The following is a 15,881-nucleotide window of genomic DNA, read 5'->3' as shown; positions in this document are numbered from 1 at the left end:
GCCAACTGGCCATTATCGGGCAGCGGCTCAAGCCACTGGAGCGGGTGGCGGCTCGTCCGGCAGCGTCGGCTCGCCCGGTTCGGTCGGTTGTTCGTTGGGAGTATCGGGATCAGGCTGACCGGGAATGCCGCCAGCCATATGGAAAGCCGGGTGTGCCAACAATGACCAGGCCAAAACGCCAACCTGATTGGGCTCAAGCCTTGCCAGTTCGGCGGTGATATGCGGATCGATCTTCATGCAACCTCCTCGGCGAAGGCCCGTTTTGCCAGAAGCAAAAACGGGCAGTACACCCCATAGAGTGTCTGCCCGCCAAAGAATTCCCGCGAACTGCCGGACGGATCAGGTACGCGGCAGGGTCACGCCACGCTGGCCTTGATACTTGCCGCCGCGATCCTTGTAGGAAACTTCGCATTGTTCGTCGGATTCGAGGAACAGCATTTGCGCCACACCTTCGTTGGCGTAAATCTTCGCCGGCAGGTTGGTGGTGTTGGAAAACTCCAGGGTCACATGACCTTCCCACTCAGGCTCGAGCGGGGTGACGTTGACGATGATGCCGCAACGCGCATAGGTGCTTTTACCCAGGCAGATGGTCAATACGTTGCGCGGAATGCGGAAGTATTCGACGGTGCTGGCCAAAGCGAAGGAGTTCGGCGGGATGATGCAGACATCGCTGTGAATGTCGACAAAGCTGCCGGCGTCGAAGTTTTTCGGGTCGACGATCGCCGAGTTGATGTTGGTGAACACCTTGAAATGGTTGGTGCAGCGCACATCGTAGCCGTAGCTCGACACACCGTAGGAGATCACACGGCTGTCGTCGCTGCCGCGCACCTGGCGCTCGACGAAAGGCTCGATCATGCCGTGTTCCTGCGCCATGCGGCGAATCCACTTGTCCGATTTGATGCTCATGGCGGGTGTCCTGAATAGCGAGGTGGAAAAAATCTGTCCGGCATCTTACCGGGCGCGCCGCCGGGTTCAAAGTGTGCGCTGCAATTCTCGGCGAACACGCTGGAAATACGCGCCCTGGCGACGAAGCGTCACACCGCCGATCCTTAAAACAGAGAAACCTTCGCAAGAAGCATTGGCACGTTCCGGAAAAAGGGTTAAGGTGGCGCCACTGTGCTGCTTGTGTCACTGAGAATCTCTACACGATATGTTGAATTTCGATCCAACCATCTACAAGAATTTTTCCTGCTCTTTGCACTCAGTCTCGGCCAGGGTTCTTCCTGAGTCGCAGTTATCTTTGTTCAAGGAGTTACACCATGTCTAATCGCCAAACCGGTACCGTTAAGTGGTTCAACGATGAAAAAGGCTTCGGCTTCATCACTCCACAATCCGGTGACGACCTGTTCGTTCACTTCAAAGCTATCCAATCCGACGGCTTCAAAAGCCTGAAAGAAGGCCAACAGGTTTCTTTCATCGCTACCCGCGGTCAGAAAGGCATGCAAGCTGAAGAAGTACAAGTTATCTAACTTGTAGCTTCTTTAGAAAAGAGCCCCGCCCTCAAAAGCGGGGCTTTTTTGTGGGTGTCTGTTTTCCAGACGCAAAAAAAGATCGCAGCCTGCGGCAGCGCCTACAGGATAAATACCATTCCCCTGTAGGCGCTGCCGCAGGCTGCGATCTTTTGCTGGTGCCTTACCAGGCCACGCCGAACCCTGCGGTATAGCGGGTCTTGTTCAAATCTGCGTCTTTCGTGCCACTGATGATGTCGCGCTCGGCCTTGAGATTGAGCGACGCCCAGTCGGTGACCTTGTAACGCAGGCCCATCTCGGCATCCAGCGCGTAGTTGGCCACGTCCGACAGCGGCTTGCCCAGTTCGCCGTTGGTGAAGAACTCGACCTTCTTGCCGATCAGGTAGCGGTTGTAATCCCACTTCATCGCGACCGAATAGAAATTGTCCTTGCCGCCATCGCTGTACTCGTAATCGGTGCGGTTGAGCAGCGAGCCGAGCGAGAACGCCCCCAGCTCGTCGTCCCAGAACTGGTAACCCGGACCGGTACCGACCACGCGCTGACGTGACAGCTCTTCAACGTAATCACGCTTGTAGTTCAGGCGCCCCTGCCAGAACCACTTGTCGGTGAGGAAACGGTCGAGCGCGTATTCAGCGCGCCAGTTATTGGTGGTGACTGCGTCGTCCTGCACTTCGCGGTTGTATTCGCCCTCGGCAGTGTGCCGCCAGCGACCATGACGTGCGGTGGTCTTGAAGTCGATGTCGTAATCGTCGGTGTCCTTTTCCGCCCGCTGATAGTCCATCGCCAGGCCGATATTGCCTTTCCACACCAGATCCTCGACCACCGGTTTTGGTTTGAGAATCTGCTGGATACTCGCCAGCTCGACGGTTTTCGGCGCCTCGCCGTTGGCCAGAGTGACCTTGCCGTCATCGGCGGCGGTCAGCGACTTGGCCTTTTCACCGTTGTAGGCGTCCTGTTTCACCAGCAGTTCCTGATCGCTCTGCAGGGTCTTGACCTCTTTCCAGTCAATGGTGACCGCACCCGCGTACTGGGTCTGAATCAGCAATTTGCCGCCATCGAAAACGGAAATCTTGCCGCTCAATTTGTCACCGTTCTTCAACCAGACGGTGTCGGCAAGCAGGGGCGTGGATGCACTGAAAATAGCAAGGCACAGCAGGGTTCTGGACAGCATAAGCAGTTCAAGGGCTCAAGTTTGCGAAAAAAGGTCGGCATTATCCGTAGGAATAAGACCCTGACAAGGACTGACCGGACGATTTCCATTGAGTTCATTTCTCATCTGGCCGACGAGCGATTACGCTTAAGCCCATCCACACGACCGATGTTCAGGAACCGCACCGGTGAAAGAGCCGAACCCTCCCGATGAAAGCGAAGCGCAAATCCGACGCACGGCGCTTTATTCCACCCTTGCCCAAGTACCTGAAGGCAAAGTGGTCAGCTATGGTCAGCTGGCCGAACTCGCGGGTCTGGGGCGCGCCGCCCGCTGGGTCGGCCGGACCCTCAGCCAACTACCCGGCGATACCAAACTGCCGTGGCACCGGGTATTGGGTGCCGGCGGTCGGATCAGCCTGCCGCTGGGCAGCCCCTCGGGAGACGAACAACGGGCACGATTACGTTCTGAAGGCGTCACCATCCTGAACAATCGTGTGGATATTCAGCGCCATGGCTGGCGTCCGATAGAGCACAGCGGTTAGAGTGCGCGCTTTGTTTTCGCAATCTTGAGGCAGACTTCAGCCCATGCCCCGTAAAACCTGGCGCGCCGCGCTAGCCGCCTATGCCAGTCCTTCGACGCTCGTGCTGTTGTTGCTCGGTTTTGCTGCCGGCCTGCCGTACATGCTGGTGTTTTCGACGCTGTCCGTCTGGCTGCGTGAAGCCGGCGTTGCCCGTGAAACCATCGGCTACGCCAGCCTGATCGGTCTGGCCTACGCCTTCAAATGGGTCTGGTCACCGCTGCTCGACCAATGGCGCCTGCCTTTATTGGGCAAGCTCGGCCGCCGCCGTTCGTGGCTGGTGCTCTCGCAGTCGTTAGTGATTCTGGGCCTGATCGGCATGGGCTTCTGTGATCCGCAGAAACACCTGTCCTGGCTGATCGCCATTGCCGTTATCGTCGCCTTTGCCTCCGCCACCCAGGATATCGCGGTCGACGCCTATCGCCTGGAAATCGCCGACGACAGCCGTCAGGCCGCACTGGCCGCCAGTTACATGTCCGGCTACCGCGTCGCCGCCCTGCTGGCCACGGCGGGCGCGCTGTTCTTCGCCGAAGGCTTCGGTTCCACCGGCTTCAACTACCAACATTCAGCCTGGACCGGCACCTACGCCCTGTTCGGGGTGTTGATGGTCCCTGCCCTGCTGACCTCGCTGCTGATGCGCGAACCGCCCGTGCCATTGCGCACGCAGTTGCAGGCCGGCCGCTACAGCTTCGTCCATCAGCTGGCCTCGGTATTCGTGCTGATCGTGTTGCTGGTGTCCGTTCCGGCAATGTTCACCCAGCTCTACAACACCGATTTCGCCAGCGTACTGTTCGGTCAGATGAGTCCGCTCGACCTGCTGCTCGAAGACCGCGCCTTCCTGCGAGCCATCCTCTATACCCTGCTCACCGGCCTGTGCCTGTCGACCATGGGCCGTCGCGGCCTGGCGCCAGTGCTGACGCCGGTCAACGACTTCATCCTGCGTTACCGCTGGCAGGCGTTGCTGCTGCTCGGACTGATCGCCACCTATCGGATGTCCGACACGGTGATGGGCGTGATGGCCAACGTGTTCTACATCGACCAGGGCTTCACCAAGGATCAGATCGCCAGCGTGAGCAAGATCTTTGGCCTGATCATGACCCTGGTCGGCGCCGGCATGGGCGGCCTGCTGATCGTGCGTTTCGGCATCCTGCCGATCCTGTTCATCGGTGGCGCGGCTTCGGCGGCGACCAACCTGCTGTTCGTGATGCTGGCCGACATGGGGCCGAACCTGCAGATGCTGGTGGTCACCATCTCCCTCGACAATTTCAGTTCCGGGCTCGCGACCTCGGCGTTCGTCGCCTACCTGTCGAGCCTGACCAACCTCAAGTTCTCGGCGACACAGTACGCCCTGCTCAGTTCGATCATGCTGTTGCTACCGCGCCTGATGGGCGGTTACTCCGGTGTCATGGTCGAGAAGTTCGGCTACCACAACTTCTTCATGATCACCGCACTGCTCGGCGTGCCGACACTGCTGCTGATCGCCCTGCACTGGTTCCAGGAAAATCGCCGCGCGGGCCCGACGCCAACGCCCGAGCCTGCACCAACCTCCGTCGTCGAAGAGTCGTAGGACATTTCAGATACGGCGGGAGGATTCCCGCCGTAGCGCCTCACCGCCGAGCGCAATCCTGTACGTCGGCAAATCTCGCCGGTACACTGCTCCGTCATTTCCAGTCATAGCAACCGACAACGGCCAACCATGCGCACCAGTCAATTTTTGCTCGCCACACAGAAAGAAACGCCTTCCGATGCGGTCGTCGTCAGCCACCAGCTGATGCTGCGCGCCGGCATGATCCGCAAACTCGCTTCGGGCCTGTACACCTGGCTGCCGATGGGCTTGCGGGTAATGCGCAAGGTTGAAGCCATCGTTCGCGAAGAAATGAACGCTGCCGGTTCTCTTGAAGTGTTGATGCCGAGCACCCAACCGGCCGAGCTGTGGCAGGAATCGGGGCGCTGGGAAGAATACGGCCCTGAGCTGCTGCGCATCAAAGACCGCCACGGTCGCGACTTCTGCGCGGGCCCTACCCACGAAGAAGTGATCACCGATCTGATGCGCAACGAGTTGAGCAGCTACAAGCAGCTGCCGATCAACCTGTACCAGATCCAGACCAAATTCCGTGACGAAATCCGCCCACGCTTCGGCTTGATGCGTGGCCGTGAATTCATCATGAAGGACGCCTACTCGTTCCACGCCGATCAGGCTTCGCTGCAGGTCACCTACGACCGCATGCATCAGGCGTATTGCAACGTGTTCACCCGCCTGGGCCTGAAATTCCGTCCGGTTGAGGCCGACAACGGTTCGATCGGCGGCGCTGGCTCCCACGAGTTCCACGTACTGGCCGAGTCCGGCGAAGACGACATCGTCTTCAGCAACGGCTCCGACTACGCGGCGAACATCGAGAAAGCCGAAGCCGTGCCACGCGAAACCTCGCGTCCGGCACCAGCGGAAGAGCTGCGCCTGGTCGACACCCCGGACACCAAGACCATTGCCGCGCTGGTGGAAAAATTCAATCTGCCGATTGAAAAGACCATCAAGACCCTGATCGTCCACGCCGAAGAACCAGGCAAGCTGATTGCGCTGATCATCCGTGGCGACCACGAGCTCAACGAAATCAAGGCTGCCAACCAGCCAGGCGTTGCCAGCCCGCTGGTCATGGCTTCCGATGCCGAACTGCGTGACGCCATTGGCGCCGGCGCCGGTTCCCTCGGCCCGCTGAACCTGCCACTGCCGATCATCATCGATCGCTCGGTCGAACTGATGAGCGACTTCGGCATCGGCGCGAACATCGACGACAAGCACTACTTCGGCGTGAACTGGGAGCGTGATCTGCCGGTTCCGACCGTTGCCGACCTGCGTAACGTCGTGGCCGGCGACCCAAGCCCGGACGGCAAAGGCACGCTGGAAATCAAGCGCGGCATCGAAGTCGGGCACATCTTCCAGTTGGGCAACAAGTACAGCAAGGCGATGAAGTGCGAAGTGCTGGGCGAGAACGGCAAGCCGGTCACGCTGGAGATGGGTTGCTACGGTATCGGCGTATCCCGCGTGGTCGCTGCCGCCATCGAGCAGAACAACGACGACAAAGGCATCATCTGGAGCGACACCCTGGCGCCGTTCCAGATCGCCCTGGTACCGCTGCGCTATGAAACCGAGCAGGTGCGCGAAGCCACTGACAAGCTGTACGCAGAACTGACGGCGGCCGGTTTCGAAGTGCTGCTGGACGATCGCGACAAGAAAACCAGCCCGGGCATCAAGTTCGCGGACATGGAGCTGATCGGCATTCCTCACCGGATCGTGGTCAGTGACCGCGGCCTCGCCGAAGGCAACCTGGAATACAAGAGCCGCACCGAGGCCGAAGCGCAAGCGCTGCCGGTCGCCGATGTGCTGTCCTTCCTTCAGGCCCGTATCCGCCGCTGAATCCAGATAGAGACCTCATGTTCAAGCGAAACACCTTGGGCCTCGGTGGCGCCGCCTTGTGCGGCGCCCTGCTGGTCAGCGGCTGTGCCAATCAGATGTCACAGCGCAGCGAGCACGAAGAGCGGGTCGAGCGCAAACTGCTCGACCACAGCCTGCAGATCGATGTCGGTGAGCCTAAGGTGCTCGAGCTGCCGCAACGACGTGTGAAGATCAACGAACAGAAGACCTTCGAAGTCACCGAGTTCGAAGTCACACGCCGTTACGACCGCTACACGCCTTACCAGCCCTGGCGCGAAATCTATGAGATTCCGTTGGGTGCAGTGGCGGTGGTCGCTGGTATCGGTGCCAATGTGGTCAACGTGTTCGCTTTGGGCAATCTGCCGGACAGCGTGACCAAGGACTGGCTGAACTACGGCATTGCCGGGGTCAACCCGTTCATGAACGTGCAGTCTCACGGTCGTGCACAACAGAACCTGGCCGGTATCGATGAAGTCCAGCGCGACAAGCGCACGGAATATTCGAGCCTGCCGTGGAGCGAGCGCCCGGTGCAGGTCAAGGCCGGCAAGCAGACCTTCGACATGACCACTGACCGCAACGGCGTGCTGCGCCTGAACCTGCTGGACAGTCCGTTCGCCGAAAATGACCTGAATCACATCGGCAAACTGCAGATCAGCGTCGAAGACGGCAAGGATGACGTGCACAGCGATTCGTCCCTGGCGATCAGCAGTCATTTGCGCAGCAAGTTGCTCGAAGCCCACGGGTTGATTTATGACGATCTGGAAGACGACGAAGTGAGCCAATGGGTCCACCGAGTCAAGCGCCTGTCGGAGCTGGGTCTGGAAGAAGAAGCCAGCGAACTGGAGCAAAGCCTGATCGAACTGACGCGTAACGATCCTGAATTGCAGGCCGAGTTTCTCAAGTCGCTGACCAAGGATGCCGGGCGCCTGGTGGCTGATCCTGGACCGAATTAAGCCTTAAAAGATCGCAGCCTGCGGCAGCTCCTACAGGGAACGCATTCCAATGTAGGAGCTGCCGCAGGCTGCGATCTTTTGACTTTTAACGCTCAAACAACTCCATCTGCTCAAACCCGCCGCGCAAGTCCTCCAGCCGGACCCCCACGCCCAACAATCGCACCGGTTTCCCGCCACGGTTGAACGCCTGCGTCAGCATCAACTGATAACTGCCCAGATCGCGCCCTGCCCCGGCCTGCTCCAGTGTGGTCTGGGTAAAGTCATGGAACTTCACTTTGACGAACGGCTTGCCCGGGCGATAACTGCTGTCGATCCGCTCCATGCGGGTTTTCAGGGTGTCCAGCAGTTCCGGCAGCTTGTCGAGGCAACTTCGCAGATCCGGCAGATCGACGTCGTAGGTGTTTTCCACGCTGATTGACTGACGGCGACTGTCGTTATGCACCAGCCGGTCATCAATCCCACGGGCCAGACTCCAGAGTCGCTCACCGAAACTGCCGAATTCGCGCACCAGCGCCAACTTGTCCCACTCGCGCAATTGCAGGCAATCGGCGATGCCGAGTTTGCCCAGCTTGTCCGCGGTGACTTTGCCGACGCCGTGCAATTTGCTCACCGGCAGACCACTGACGAAATCTTCCACCTGATCCGGAGTAATGACGAACAGCCCGTTGGGCTTCTTCCAGTCACTGGCGATCTTGGCCAGAAACTTGTTCGGCGCCACACCCGCAGACACGGTGATGTGCAACTGATTGGATACGCGCCGGCGAATATCCTGAGCGATACGCGTGGCGCTGCCGCCAAAATGCGCGCTGTCGGAGACGTCGAGATAGGCTTCGTCCAGCGACAGCGGTTCGATCAGGTCGGTGTAATCGCGAAAGATCGTATGAATTTCCTTCGAGGCTTCGCGATAGGCGTCCATGCGTGGCTTGACAATGGTCAGGTCGGGGCACAGCTTCAAGGCATGGCCTGATGACATTGCCGAGCGCACACCGTAGGCCCGCGCTTCATAGTTGCAGGTTGCAATCACTCCACGCCGATCCGCCGACCCACCCACCGCCAATGGCTTGCCGGCCAGGTTCGGGTCGTCGCGCATCTCGATGGCGGCGTAGAAACAGTCACAGTCGACGTGGATGATTTTTCGCTGGGTCATGACAGAAAAGGAAACATGGCGAGCCGGAAACGCAGTATCTCACTCACACCTGTATATAGCACCAGTGGTCTGAAGGTTCTTTTCAGGTTGTAGGAAAACAACCATGAATTTATTTTCTCAATCGAGAATCACCGACCGATAGAGCTGAAAGCCTTGCCCCACCTGCCCTGCGCGCCCTTCTCCTGCACTGCAAAAAGCGCTAACCGATTGAACAGGAACAGATTTATCCAGATTCAAGGTTGACACCCCGGCGATCCTCTGTAGAATGCCGACACACAGACGCGGGATGGAGCAGTCTGGTAGCTCGTCGGGCTCATAACCCGAAGGTCGTCGGTTCAAATCCGGCTCCCGCAACCAAACATCAAAAAAGGCTACTCGAAAGAGTGGCCTTTTTTGTGCGCGTCTGTTTTTCAATCAACGCGCAGTCGAGCAAACAGGAATTCGTTGCATTTCCGAAACTTACCGTTGCGCTGCGACCGTTTGACGCAAATTCACACTTATTTGACCCTTTACGGGATTAGCGGTTGACACCTCGCCGTTCGCCTGTAGAATGCCGCCACACAGACGCGGGATGGAGCAGTCTGGTAGCTCGTCGGGCTCATAACCCGAAGGTCGTCGGTTCAAATCCGGCTCCCGCAACCAAACATCAAAAAAGGCTGCTCGAAAGAGTGGCCTTTTTTGTATCTGTGGAAAAAGTCCTTTCGCAACAATGATCTGTCACGCTGCAGTGAAACGCTCAGGATCATCAGACCCGCCCAGTTGCGACTATGCTTGAGTCGCAGGCAAGACGTCTGCAATCCATGACCCGCCCTCGCCGATCCCGGATGAGAGGCGTAGTATTTTGTGATTATTTTTTTCTACAGGGATTGGTAACTTGGCTGGATACCTCCATCCTGTCGCGCACAATCCAAGAGGTGATTGATGCGCGCCAACTCGTCTGATTCACAAGACACCGTCACAGCAGAACATCCGATCAAACCCGAGCGCCTGCGCTTGCTGGATCGGTTGAGCAAATATCGCCAGCCGATCGGTCTGGCGGTCACGTTGCTGCTGTTTGCCATTGCGCTGATTGCCTGCCGCCATCTGCTGAGCGAACTCGATCTGTATGCCCTGCATGACTCGATCCTGGCGGTGCCGAAACCGGCCCTGCTCGGCGCAGTGGCTGCTACGGTAGTCGGCTTCATCATATTGCTGGGCTATGAATGGTCGGCCAGCCGCTATGCCGGCGTGACACTACCGCCGCGCACTCTGGCGCTGGGTGGCTTCACCGCATTTGCGATTGGCAACGCCATCGGCCTGTCGCTGCTGTCCGGCGGCTCGGTGCGCTACCGTTTATATGCACGACATGGTCTGGGGGCATCGGAAGTCGCGCACATGACGCTGTTCGCCAGCCTGTCGCTGGGTTGCGCCTTGCCTCCGCTGGCCGCCCTCGCGACCCTGAGCGATCTGCCCGCCGCCTCCACTGCATTGGGTTTGTCAGAAGGCCTGCTCGGCACGATCGCCGCGGTGGTGCTGGGGCTTGGCGCGATTCTGGCCGTCGGCATCTATCGCCGCCGCCTGCCGGAGCAACCATACCGCGACAACTTGCTGGTCAGGGTCGGTCGCCGCACATTGCGCCTGCCGGGCCGGCGCCTGACCTTCCTGCAACTGATCATCACCGCCCTCGACGTCGCCGCCGCCGCCACCGTGCTCTATCTGCTGCTGCCGGAAGCCCCGCCGTTCGGCGCTTTCCTGCTGGTGTACCTGCTGGCCCTGGCCGCCGGCGTCCTCAGCCATGTGCCGGGCGGGGTCGGGGTCTTCGAAGCGATCCTGCTGGCCGCTTTCGCTGACACCCTCGGCGCCGCGCCGCTGGCCGCCGCCCTGCTGCTGTATCGCCTGATCTATGTGGTGCTGCCGCTGCTGGTGGCCTGCCTGTTTTTGCTGATCAACGAAGGCCAGCGCCTGTTCCAGACCCAGACCATGCGCGCAGCGTCCGGTCTGGCCGCGCCGATTCTGGCGGTGCTGGTGTTCCTGTCCGGCGTGGTACTGCTGTTTTCCGGTGCCACCCCGGAGATCGATACGCGCCTTGAACACATCGGGTTTCTGATCCCGCATCGCCTGGTCGACGCCTCGCACTTCGGCGCCAGCCTGATTGGCGTGTTGTGTCTGTTGCTCGCTCAGGGCCTGCGCCGTCGCCTGTCAGCGGCGTGGATGCTGACCACTATTCTGTTGCTGGTCGGCGCCCTGCTGTCGCTGCTCAAAGGCTTCGACTGGGAAGAAGCCACGCTGATGACGCTCACCGCGGCGCTGCTCGGGGTGTTCCGCCGTTCGTTCTATCGTCCGAGTCGCCTGACCGAACTGCCGTTCTCGCCGCTGTATCTGGTGGCCAGCCTGTGTGTATTGGGCGCTTCGACATGGCTGCTGCTGTTCGCCTATCAGGACGTGCCGTACAGCCATCAACTGTGGTGGCAGTTCACCCTCGACGCTGACGCCCCGCGCGGCCTGCGCTCGCTGCTCGGCGCGGCGGTGCTGTTGCTGGTGATCGCCCTGACCTGGCTGCTGCGCACCGCACGCCCGGTGATTCATCTGCCCACCCCGGACGAACTGGATCGCGCCGCGAAAATCCTGATGGCCTCGTCGCAACCCGATGGCGGCCTCGCCCTGACCGGTGACAAGGCGCTGCTGTTTCACCCCAACGACGAGGCGTTCCTGATGTACGCCCGTCGCGGCCGCAGCCTGGTGGCGCTGTACGACCCGATCGGCCCCGGCCAGCAGCGTGCCGAGATGATCTGGCAGTTCCGCGACCTGTGCGACATCCATCACACCCGTCCGGTGTTCTATCAGGTGCGCGCCGAGAACCTGCCGTACTACATGGACATCGGCCTGACCGCGATCAAGCTCGGCGAAGAAGCCCGGGTCGATCTGCATCGCTTTGACCTGGAAGCCAAGGGCAAGGAGATGAAAGACCTGCGCTACACCTGGAACCGTGGCACCCGCGACGGTCTGTCGCTGGAAATCCATGAGCCGGGCCAGGCGCCGATGGATGAGTTGAAAGTGATTTCCGATGCGTGGCTGACCGGCAAGAACGTGCGCGAGAAAGGCTTCTCCCTCGGCCGTTTCAGCGACGATTATCTGAAGCATTTCCGCATTGCGGTGATTCGCTTCGAGGGCCGCCCGGTGGCGTTCGCCAACCTGCTCGAGACTTACAGCCATGACCTGGCCAGCCTCGATCTGATGCGCTCGCACCCGGACGCCCCTAAGCTGACCATGGAGTTCCTCATGGTCGGCCTGATTCAACACTATAAGAGTCACGGATACGCGCGCTTCAGCCTGGGCATGGTGCCGTTGTCGGGGTTGCAACCCCGGCGAGGTGCACCGCTGACCCAGCGTCTGGGCTCGATGGTCTTCCGCCGTGGTGAGCAGCTGTACAACTTCCAAGGCTTGCGCCGCTTCAAAGACAAGTTCCAGCCTGACTGGGAACCCCGTTATATGGCAGTGCCCGCCGGACTCGATCCGCTGGTGGCGCTGGCCGATACTGCTGCCCTGATCGCGGGCGGCTTGACTGGATTGGTGAAACGCTGATGATTCAACGCTCCCTGAAGTACATCCTGGCCGCACTGATCGTGCTGGCCGTGATTGCCGGCGGCGGTTACTGGTACCTCAAACGCCCGGCACCGCAACCGACACTGCAACCACTGACGGCTGCCGACGGCACGATCATGACCCGCGTCATTCCCGGCACCCAGCCCAAGGCTCAGGTGCTGGTCGCGGTCAATGACGACCAGAAGCTGACCGACAACCAATTGAGCACTCTGAGCCGCAGCGCCTCGGCGCAGATCGTTCAGGTGATTCTGCCCAAGGACTGCCTGCAACAAAGCCGCGCCCTGCAAACCGGCCTGCGCGAACTGAATGGCCCGGCCACGCTGGTCAGCGGTATCGGCCCTGGCGCGGTGCTGGCCTGGCGCTGGTTGTCCGAGCAGAAGGACGACAAGGCCCAGGCGATCTCGGTCGACCTGGCGCTGGAAAAACCCGGCTGCACTCACCTGCTGCCGAAGTCCGCGGCTCATGGCCATTGGCTGGTGGCATGGAACGACAACCCGGACGACACCAGCGCCGGTTTCGTGCGCGATCAACCGAACGCCGAAACCAGCATCAGCGACTACGACATCAACCTGCCGCAGGTGCTGAACAACGAACTGCGCAAGATCCTCGTCGGCGGCGACAAGGCCAATGGTGGTCTGGCGATCCCGGTGGTTGAAGTGCCAGCCGGTCAGGCCAAGGACACCGTGACCCTGTTCCTCTCCGGTGACGGCGGCTGGCGCGACCTCGACCGCGACGTCGCCGGCGAGATGGCCAAGATTGGCTACCCGGTGGTCGGCATCGACACCCTGCGCTACTACTGGCAGCACAAGAGCCCTGAGCAAAGCGCGCTGGATCTGACCGAACTGATGCAACACTACCGGCAGAAATGGGGCACCAAGCGCTTCATCCTGACCGGTTACTCGTTCGGTGCCGACGTCCTGCCGGCGATCTACAACCGCCTGCCAGACACCGAGCAGCAACGCGTCGACGCCATCATCCTGCTGGCCTTCGCCCGCACCGGCAGCTTCGAAATCGAAGTCGAAGGCTGGCTCGGCAACGCCGGCAAAGAAGCCGCCACCGGCCCGGAAATGGCCAAGCTGCCCGCCGCCAAAGTGGTGTGCATCTACGGCGCCGAAGAGACCGACGAAAGCGGCTGCACCGACAAGACTGCCGTCGGCGAAGCGGTAAAACTGCCCGGCGGCCACCACTTCGACGAGAACTACCCGGCGCTGGCCAAGCGCCTGGTGGACTTGATCGAGAAGCGTCAGAGCAAGGATCAGCCGGCAGAGTGATCTGAGCCGGCCAAACAAAAAGCCCCCGCAGCCTTACGCTTGCGGGGGCTTTTTACATTCCAGCCGCCACCAAAATCCCCTGTGGGAGCGAGCCTGCTCGCGAAAGCGGTGAGTCAGTTAACATATTCGTCGACTGACACTACACCTTCGCGAGCAGGCTCGCTCCCACAGGAAATCAGTGCCAGATGTTTAGTGCCCACGACCTGCGCGGACGATAACCGAATCCGAAGCCGATCTGCCTGAATGCACCTCATAACCTTGCAGGAGCTGGCTTGCCAGCGATGGCGGTGAGTCAGTCGACATTGATTCTTGATGTGCCGGACTCATCGCTGGCAAGCCAGCTCCCACAGGGGATTTGTGGTGGACTTGAGGTTTATGTGCGGGCACAAAAAAGCCCCCGCCAGCCAAAGGGCCGACGGGGGCTTTCCAGTTAGGGCGCGGCTACATCTCCACCTGCGTCCCCAACTCAATCACCCGGTTGAGCGGCAGATTGAAGAACCGCAGGTTACCGTTGGCATTCTTCAACATGAACGCGAACAGCGCCTCGCGCCAACGGGCCATGCCTTCGAGTTTCGAGGCGATCACCGTTTCGCGGCTGAGGAAGTAAGTGGTGCGCATCGGGCTGAAGTCCAGATCATCCAGATGGCATAGCTTCAGTGCCTGCGGCACGTCCGGCTCGTCGGTGAAGCCGAAGTGCAGGATCACCCGGAAGAAGCCTTCGCCGTGGGCCTCGACTTCGAAGCGCCGCGATGGCGGCACGCGCGGGATGTCTTCGTAGACCACGGTCAGCAGCACCACTTGCTCGTGCAACACTTGATTGTGCAGCAGGTTGTGCAACAGCGCATGCGGCACGGCGTCGGAGCGTGCGGTGAGGAACACCGCAGTGCCCTGCACGCGGTGCGGCGGTTGCACGCGGATGCTGCTGATGAAGATCGGCAGCGGCAGCGCGCCTTCATCAAGGCGTTCGACCAGCAATTGCTTGCCACGCTTCCAGGTGGTCATCAGCACAAACAGGGCAATACCGGCGATCACCGGGAACGCACCGCCCTGCACGATTTTCGGCACGTTGGCGGCGAAATACAAACCGTCCACCAACAGGAAACCGATCAACACCGGCACCGCGAGAATCGGCGGCCATTTCCACAGCAGCAGCATGACGGCCGACACCAGAATGGTGGTCATCAGCATCGTGCCGGTTACTGCCACACCGTACGCCGAAGCCAAGGCGCCAGAGGATTCAAAGCCGAGTACGAGCAGCACTACGCCGACCATCAGCGACCAGTTCACCGCGCCGATGTAGATCTGGCCTTGTTCATCGCTGGAAGTGTGCTGGATGTACATGCGCGGGATGTAACCGAGCTGGATCGCCTGACGGGTCAGGGAGAACGCGCCGGAAATCACCGCTTGCGAGGCAATGACAGTCGCGAGGGTCGACAGCCCCACCAGCGGAATCAGTGCCCAGCTTGGCGCCAGCAGGTAAAACGGGTTGCGCGCCGCTTCCGGGTTTTCCAGCAGCAAGGCGCCCTGACCGAAGTAGTTCAGCACCAGTGCAGGCAGCACCAGCAGGAACCACGCACGGGCAATCGGCTTGCGGCCGAAGTGGCCCATGTCGGCGTAAAGCGCTTCGGCACCGGTCAGCGCCAGTACCACCGCGCCGAGGATCGCCACGCCCATTCCGGCGTGCACCATGAAGAAACGCACCGCCCAGACCGGGTTCAGCGCATGCAGCACTTCCGGGTAATGGCTGATGCCATACGCCCCGAGGGCGCCGAGCACCAGGAACCAGGTGACCATGATCGGCCCGAACAGAATACCGATCCGCGCCGTACCGTGGCTCTGGATCAGGAACAAGCCGACCAGCACCAACAGCGACAGCGGCACCACCCAGTGGTCAATGCCGTCGAACGCGAGGCCCAGGCCTTCGATCGCCGACAACACGGAAATCGCCGGGGTGATCATGCTGTCACCGTAAAACAGCGCCGCGCCGATCAGCCCGCACACCACCAGCAACGAACGCAACCGCTTGCGCTTGCCCGCCGCACGACGTGCCAGCGCGGTAAGCGCCATGATGCCGCCCTCGCCCTGGTTGTCGGCGCGCAGGACGAACATCATGTATTTGATTGAAACGACCCAGATCAGCGACCAGAAGATCAACGACAGAATGCCCAGCACTCCATCGTGATTGACGGGTACGCCGTATGCGCCGGAAAACACTTCTTTGAGGGTGTACAAAGGGCTCGTGCCGATGTCGCCGTAAACCACCCCGACTGCCGCGACCAGCATGCTCAGCGGTTTTGCAGCC

The 15,881-nt window shown here is 60.4% G+C and carries 12 protein-coding genes and 2 tRNA genes; 9 read left to right on the top strand and 5 right to left on the bottom strand.

Translation table 11 applies throughout. The annotated features are described in order from the left end of the window. Window positions 1-27: 27 nt before the first annotated feature. Window positions 28-237 (bottom strand): hypothetical protein, encoded by a 210-nt coding sequence (locus ACYZUM_RS02520; protein ID WP_047292047.1) that lies wholly within the window; start codon window positions 235-237, stop codon window positions 28-30. A gap of 102 nt (window positions 238-339) precedes the next feature. Then, window positions 340-906 (bottom strand): dCTP deaminase, encoded by a 567-nt coding sequence (gene dcd / locus ACYZUM_RS02515; RefSeq protein WP_003222308.1) that lies wholly within the window; start codon window positions 904-906, stop codon window positions 340-342. Window positions 907-1,259: 353 nt separating this feature from the next. Between dcd and ACYZUM_RS02510 the strand changes: the two genes are divergently transcribed. Beyond that, entirely contained in the window at window positions 1,260-1,469 is a 210-nt protein-coding gene (locus ACYZUM_RS02510) for a cold-shock protein (protein WP_002554837.1), read from the top strand. Window positions 1,470-1,632: 163 nt separating this feature from the next. On the opposite strand, the gene ACYZUM_RS02505 is transcribed toward ACYZUM_RS02510, so the two are convergent. Continuing rightward, window positions 1,633-2,640, bottom strand: coding sequence for a DUF481 domain-containing protein (locus ACYZUM_RS02505; RefSeq protein ID WP_108181872.1), 1,008 nt, complete (start codon window positions 2,638-2,640; stop codon window positions 1,633-1,635). Window positions 2,641-2,806: 166 nt separating this feature from the next. Here ACYZUM_RS02505 and ACYZUM_RS02500 point away from each other — a divergent pair, with 166 nt between their 5' ends. From ACYZUM_RS02500 to ACYZUM_RS02485, 4 genes are all read left to right on the top strand, one after another. After that, a complete protein-coding gene (locus ACYZUM_RS02500) occupies window positions 2,807-3,160 on the top strand; it encodes an MGMT family protein (protein WP_108181871.1) in 354 nt (117 codons plus the stop codon). A gap of 43 nt (window positions 3,161-3,203) precedes the next feature. Then, window positions 3,204-4,763, top strand: a complete 1,560-nt coding sequence (locus tag ACYZUM_RS02495; RefSeq protein ID WP_108181870.1) for an AmpG family muropeptide MFS transporter — start codon at window positions 3,204-3,206, stop codon at window positions 4,761-4,763. A 129-nt stretch (window positions 4,764-4,892) separates the two neighbouring features. Beyond that, window positions 4,893-6,608 carry a proline--tRNA ligase gene (locus ACYZUM_RS02490; RefSeq protein ID WP_041070725.1) on the top strand — a complete coding sequence of 572 codons (1,716 nt, stop codon included), beginning with the start codon at window positions 4,893-4,895 and terminating at the stop codon, window positions 6,606-6,608. 17 nt (window positions 6,609-6,625) lie between these two features. Then, window positions 6,626-7,579: a hypothetical protein gene (locus ACYZUM_RS02485; RefSeq protein WP_027614341.1), complete on the top strand. Its 954-nt coding sequence runs from the start codon at window positions 6,626-6,628 to the stop codon at window positions 7,577-7,579. 85 nt (window positions 7,580-7,664) lie between these two features. On the opposite strand, the gene dinB is transcribed toward ACYZUM_RS02485, so the two are convergent. Beyond that, window positions 7,665-8,726: a DNA polymerase IV gene (gene dinB / locus ACYZUM_RS02480; protein WP_047292012.1), complete on the bottom strand. Its 1,062-nt coding sequence runs from the start codon at window positions 8,724-8,726 to the stop codon at window positions 7,665-7,667. A gap of 280 nt (window positions 8,727-9,006) precedes the next feature. Between dinB and ACYZUM_RS02475 the strand changes: the two genes are divergently transcribed. From ACYZUM_RS02475 to ACYZUM_RS02460, 4 genes are all read left to right on the top strand, one after another. Then, window positions 9,007-9,083: transfer RNA gene (locus tag ACYZUM_RS02475), tRNA-Met, on the top strand. Between the two features lie 208 nt (window positions 9,084-9,291). Then, window positions 9,292-9,368: transfer RNA gene (locus tag ACYZUM_RS02470), tRNA-Met, on the top strand. 279 nt (window positions 9,369-9,647) lie between these two features. Beyond that, window positions 9,648-12,287, top strand: coding sequence for a bifunctional lysylphosphatidylglycerol flippase/synthetase MprF (gene mprF / locus ACYZUM_RS02465; RefSeq protein WP_108181869.1), 2,640 nt, complete (start codon window positions 9,648-9,650; stop codon window positions 12,285-12,287). Continuing rightward, window positions 12,287-13,579, top strand: coding sequence for a virulence factor family protein (locus tag ACYZUM_RS02460; protein ID WP_108181868.1), 1,293 nt, complete (start codon window positions 12,287-12,289; stop codon window positions 13,577-13,579). The genes mprF and ACYZUM_RS02460 overlap by 1 nt, the downstream gene beginning before the upstream one ends. A 441-nt stretch (window positions 13,580-14,020) precedes the next feature. On the opposite strand, the gene ACYZUM_RS02455 is transcribed toward ACYZUM_RS02460, so the two are convergent. Continuing rightward, a complete protein-coding gene (locus ACYZUM_RS02455; RefSeq protein ID WP_411157854.1) occupies window positions 14,021-15,862 on the bottom strand; it encodes a potassium transporter Kup in 1,842 nt (613 codons plus the stop codon). Window positions 15,863-15,881: the final 19 nt, after the last annotated feature.

Source organism: Pseudomonas sp. m6p (assembly GCF_055760375.1).
The sequence above is the reverse complement of the archived record's forward strand: the minus strand, read 5'-3'. Positions and strand labels throughout refer to the sequence as shown.

Excerpts from the sequence above, each read along its gene's own strand:
- ACYZUM_RS02520 (WP_047292047.1), bottom strand. The coding sequence starts at position 237 with ATGAAGATCGATCCGCATATCACCGCCGAACTGGCAAGGCTTGAGCCC.
- dcd (WP_003222308.1), bottom strand. The coding sequence starts at position 906 with ATGAGCATCAAATCGGACAAGTGGATTCGCCGCATGGCGCAGGAACAC.
- ACYZUM_RS02510 (WP_002554837.1), top strand. The coding sequence starts at position 1,260 with ATGTCTAATCGCCAAACCGGTACCGTTAAGTGGTTCAACGATGAAAAA.
- ACYZUM_RS02505 (WP_108181872.1), bottom strand. The coding sequence starts at position 2,640 with ATGCTGTCCAGAACCCTGCTGTGCCTTGCTATTTTCAGTGCATCCACG.
- ACYZUM_RS02495 (WP_108181870.1), top strand. The coding sequence starts at position 3,204 with ATGCCCCGTAAAACCTGGCGCGCCGCGCTAGCCGCCTATGCCAGTCCT.
- ACYZUM_RS02490 (WP_041070725.1), top strand. The coding sequence starts at position 4,893 with ATGCGCACCAGTCAATTTTTGCTCGCCACACAGAAAGAAACGCCTTCC.
- ACYZUM_RS02485 (WP_027614341.1), top strand. The coding sequence starts at position 6,626 with ATGTTCAAGCGAAACACCTTGGGCCTCGGTGGCGCCGCCTTGTGCGGC.
- dinB (WP_047292012.1), bottom strand. The coding sequence starts at position 8,726 with ATGACCCAGCGAAAAATCATCCACGTCGACTGTGACTGTTTCTACGCC.
- mprF (WP_108181869.1), top strand. The coding sequence starts at position 9,648 with ATGCGCGCCAACTCGTCTGATTCACAAGACACCGTCACAGCAGAACAT.
- ACYZUM_RS02460 (WP_108181868.1), top strand. The coding sequence starts at position 12,287 with ATGATTCAACGCTCCCTGAAGTACATCCTGGCCGCACTGATCGTGCTG.
- ACYZUM_RS02455 (WP_411157854.1), bottom strand. The coding sequence starts at position 15,862 with ATGCTGGTCGCGGCAGTCGGGGTGGTTTACGGCGACATCGGCACGAGC.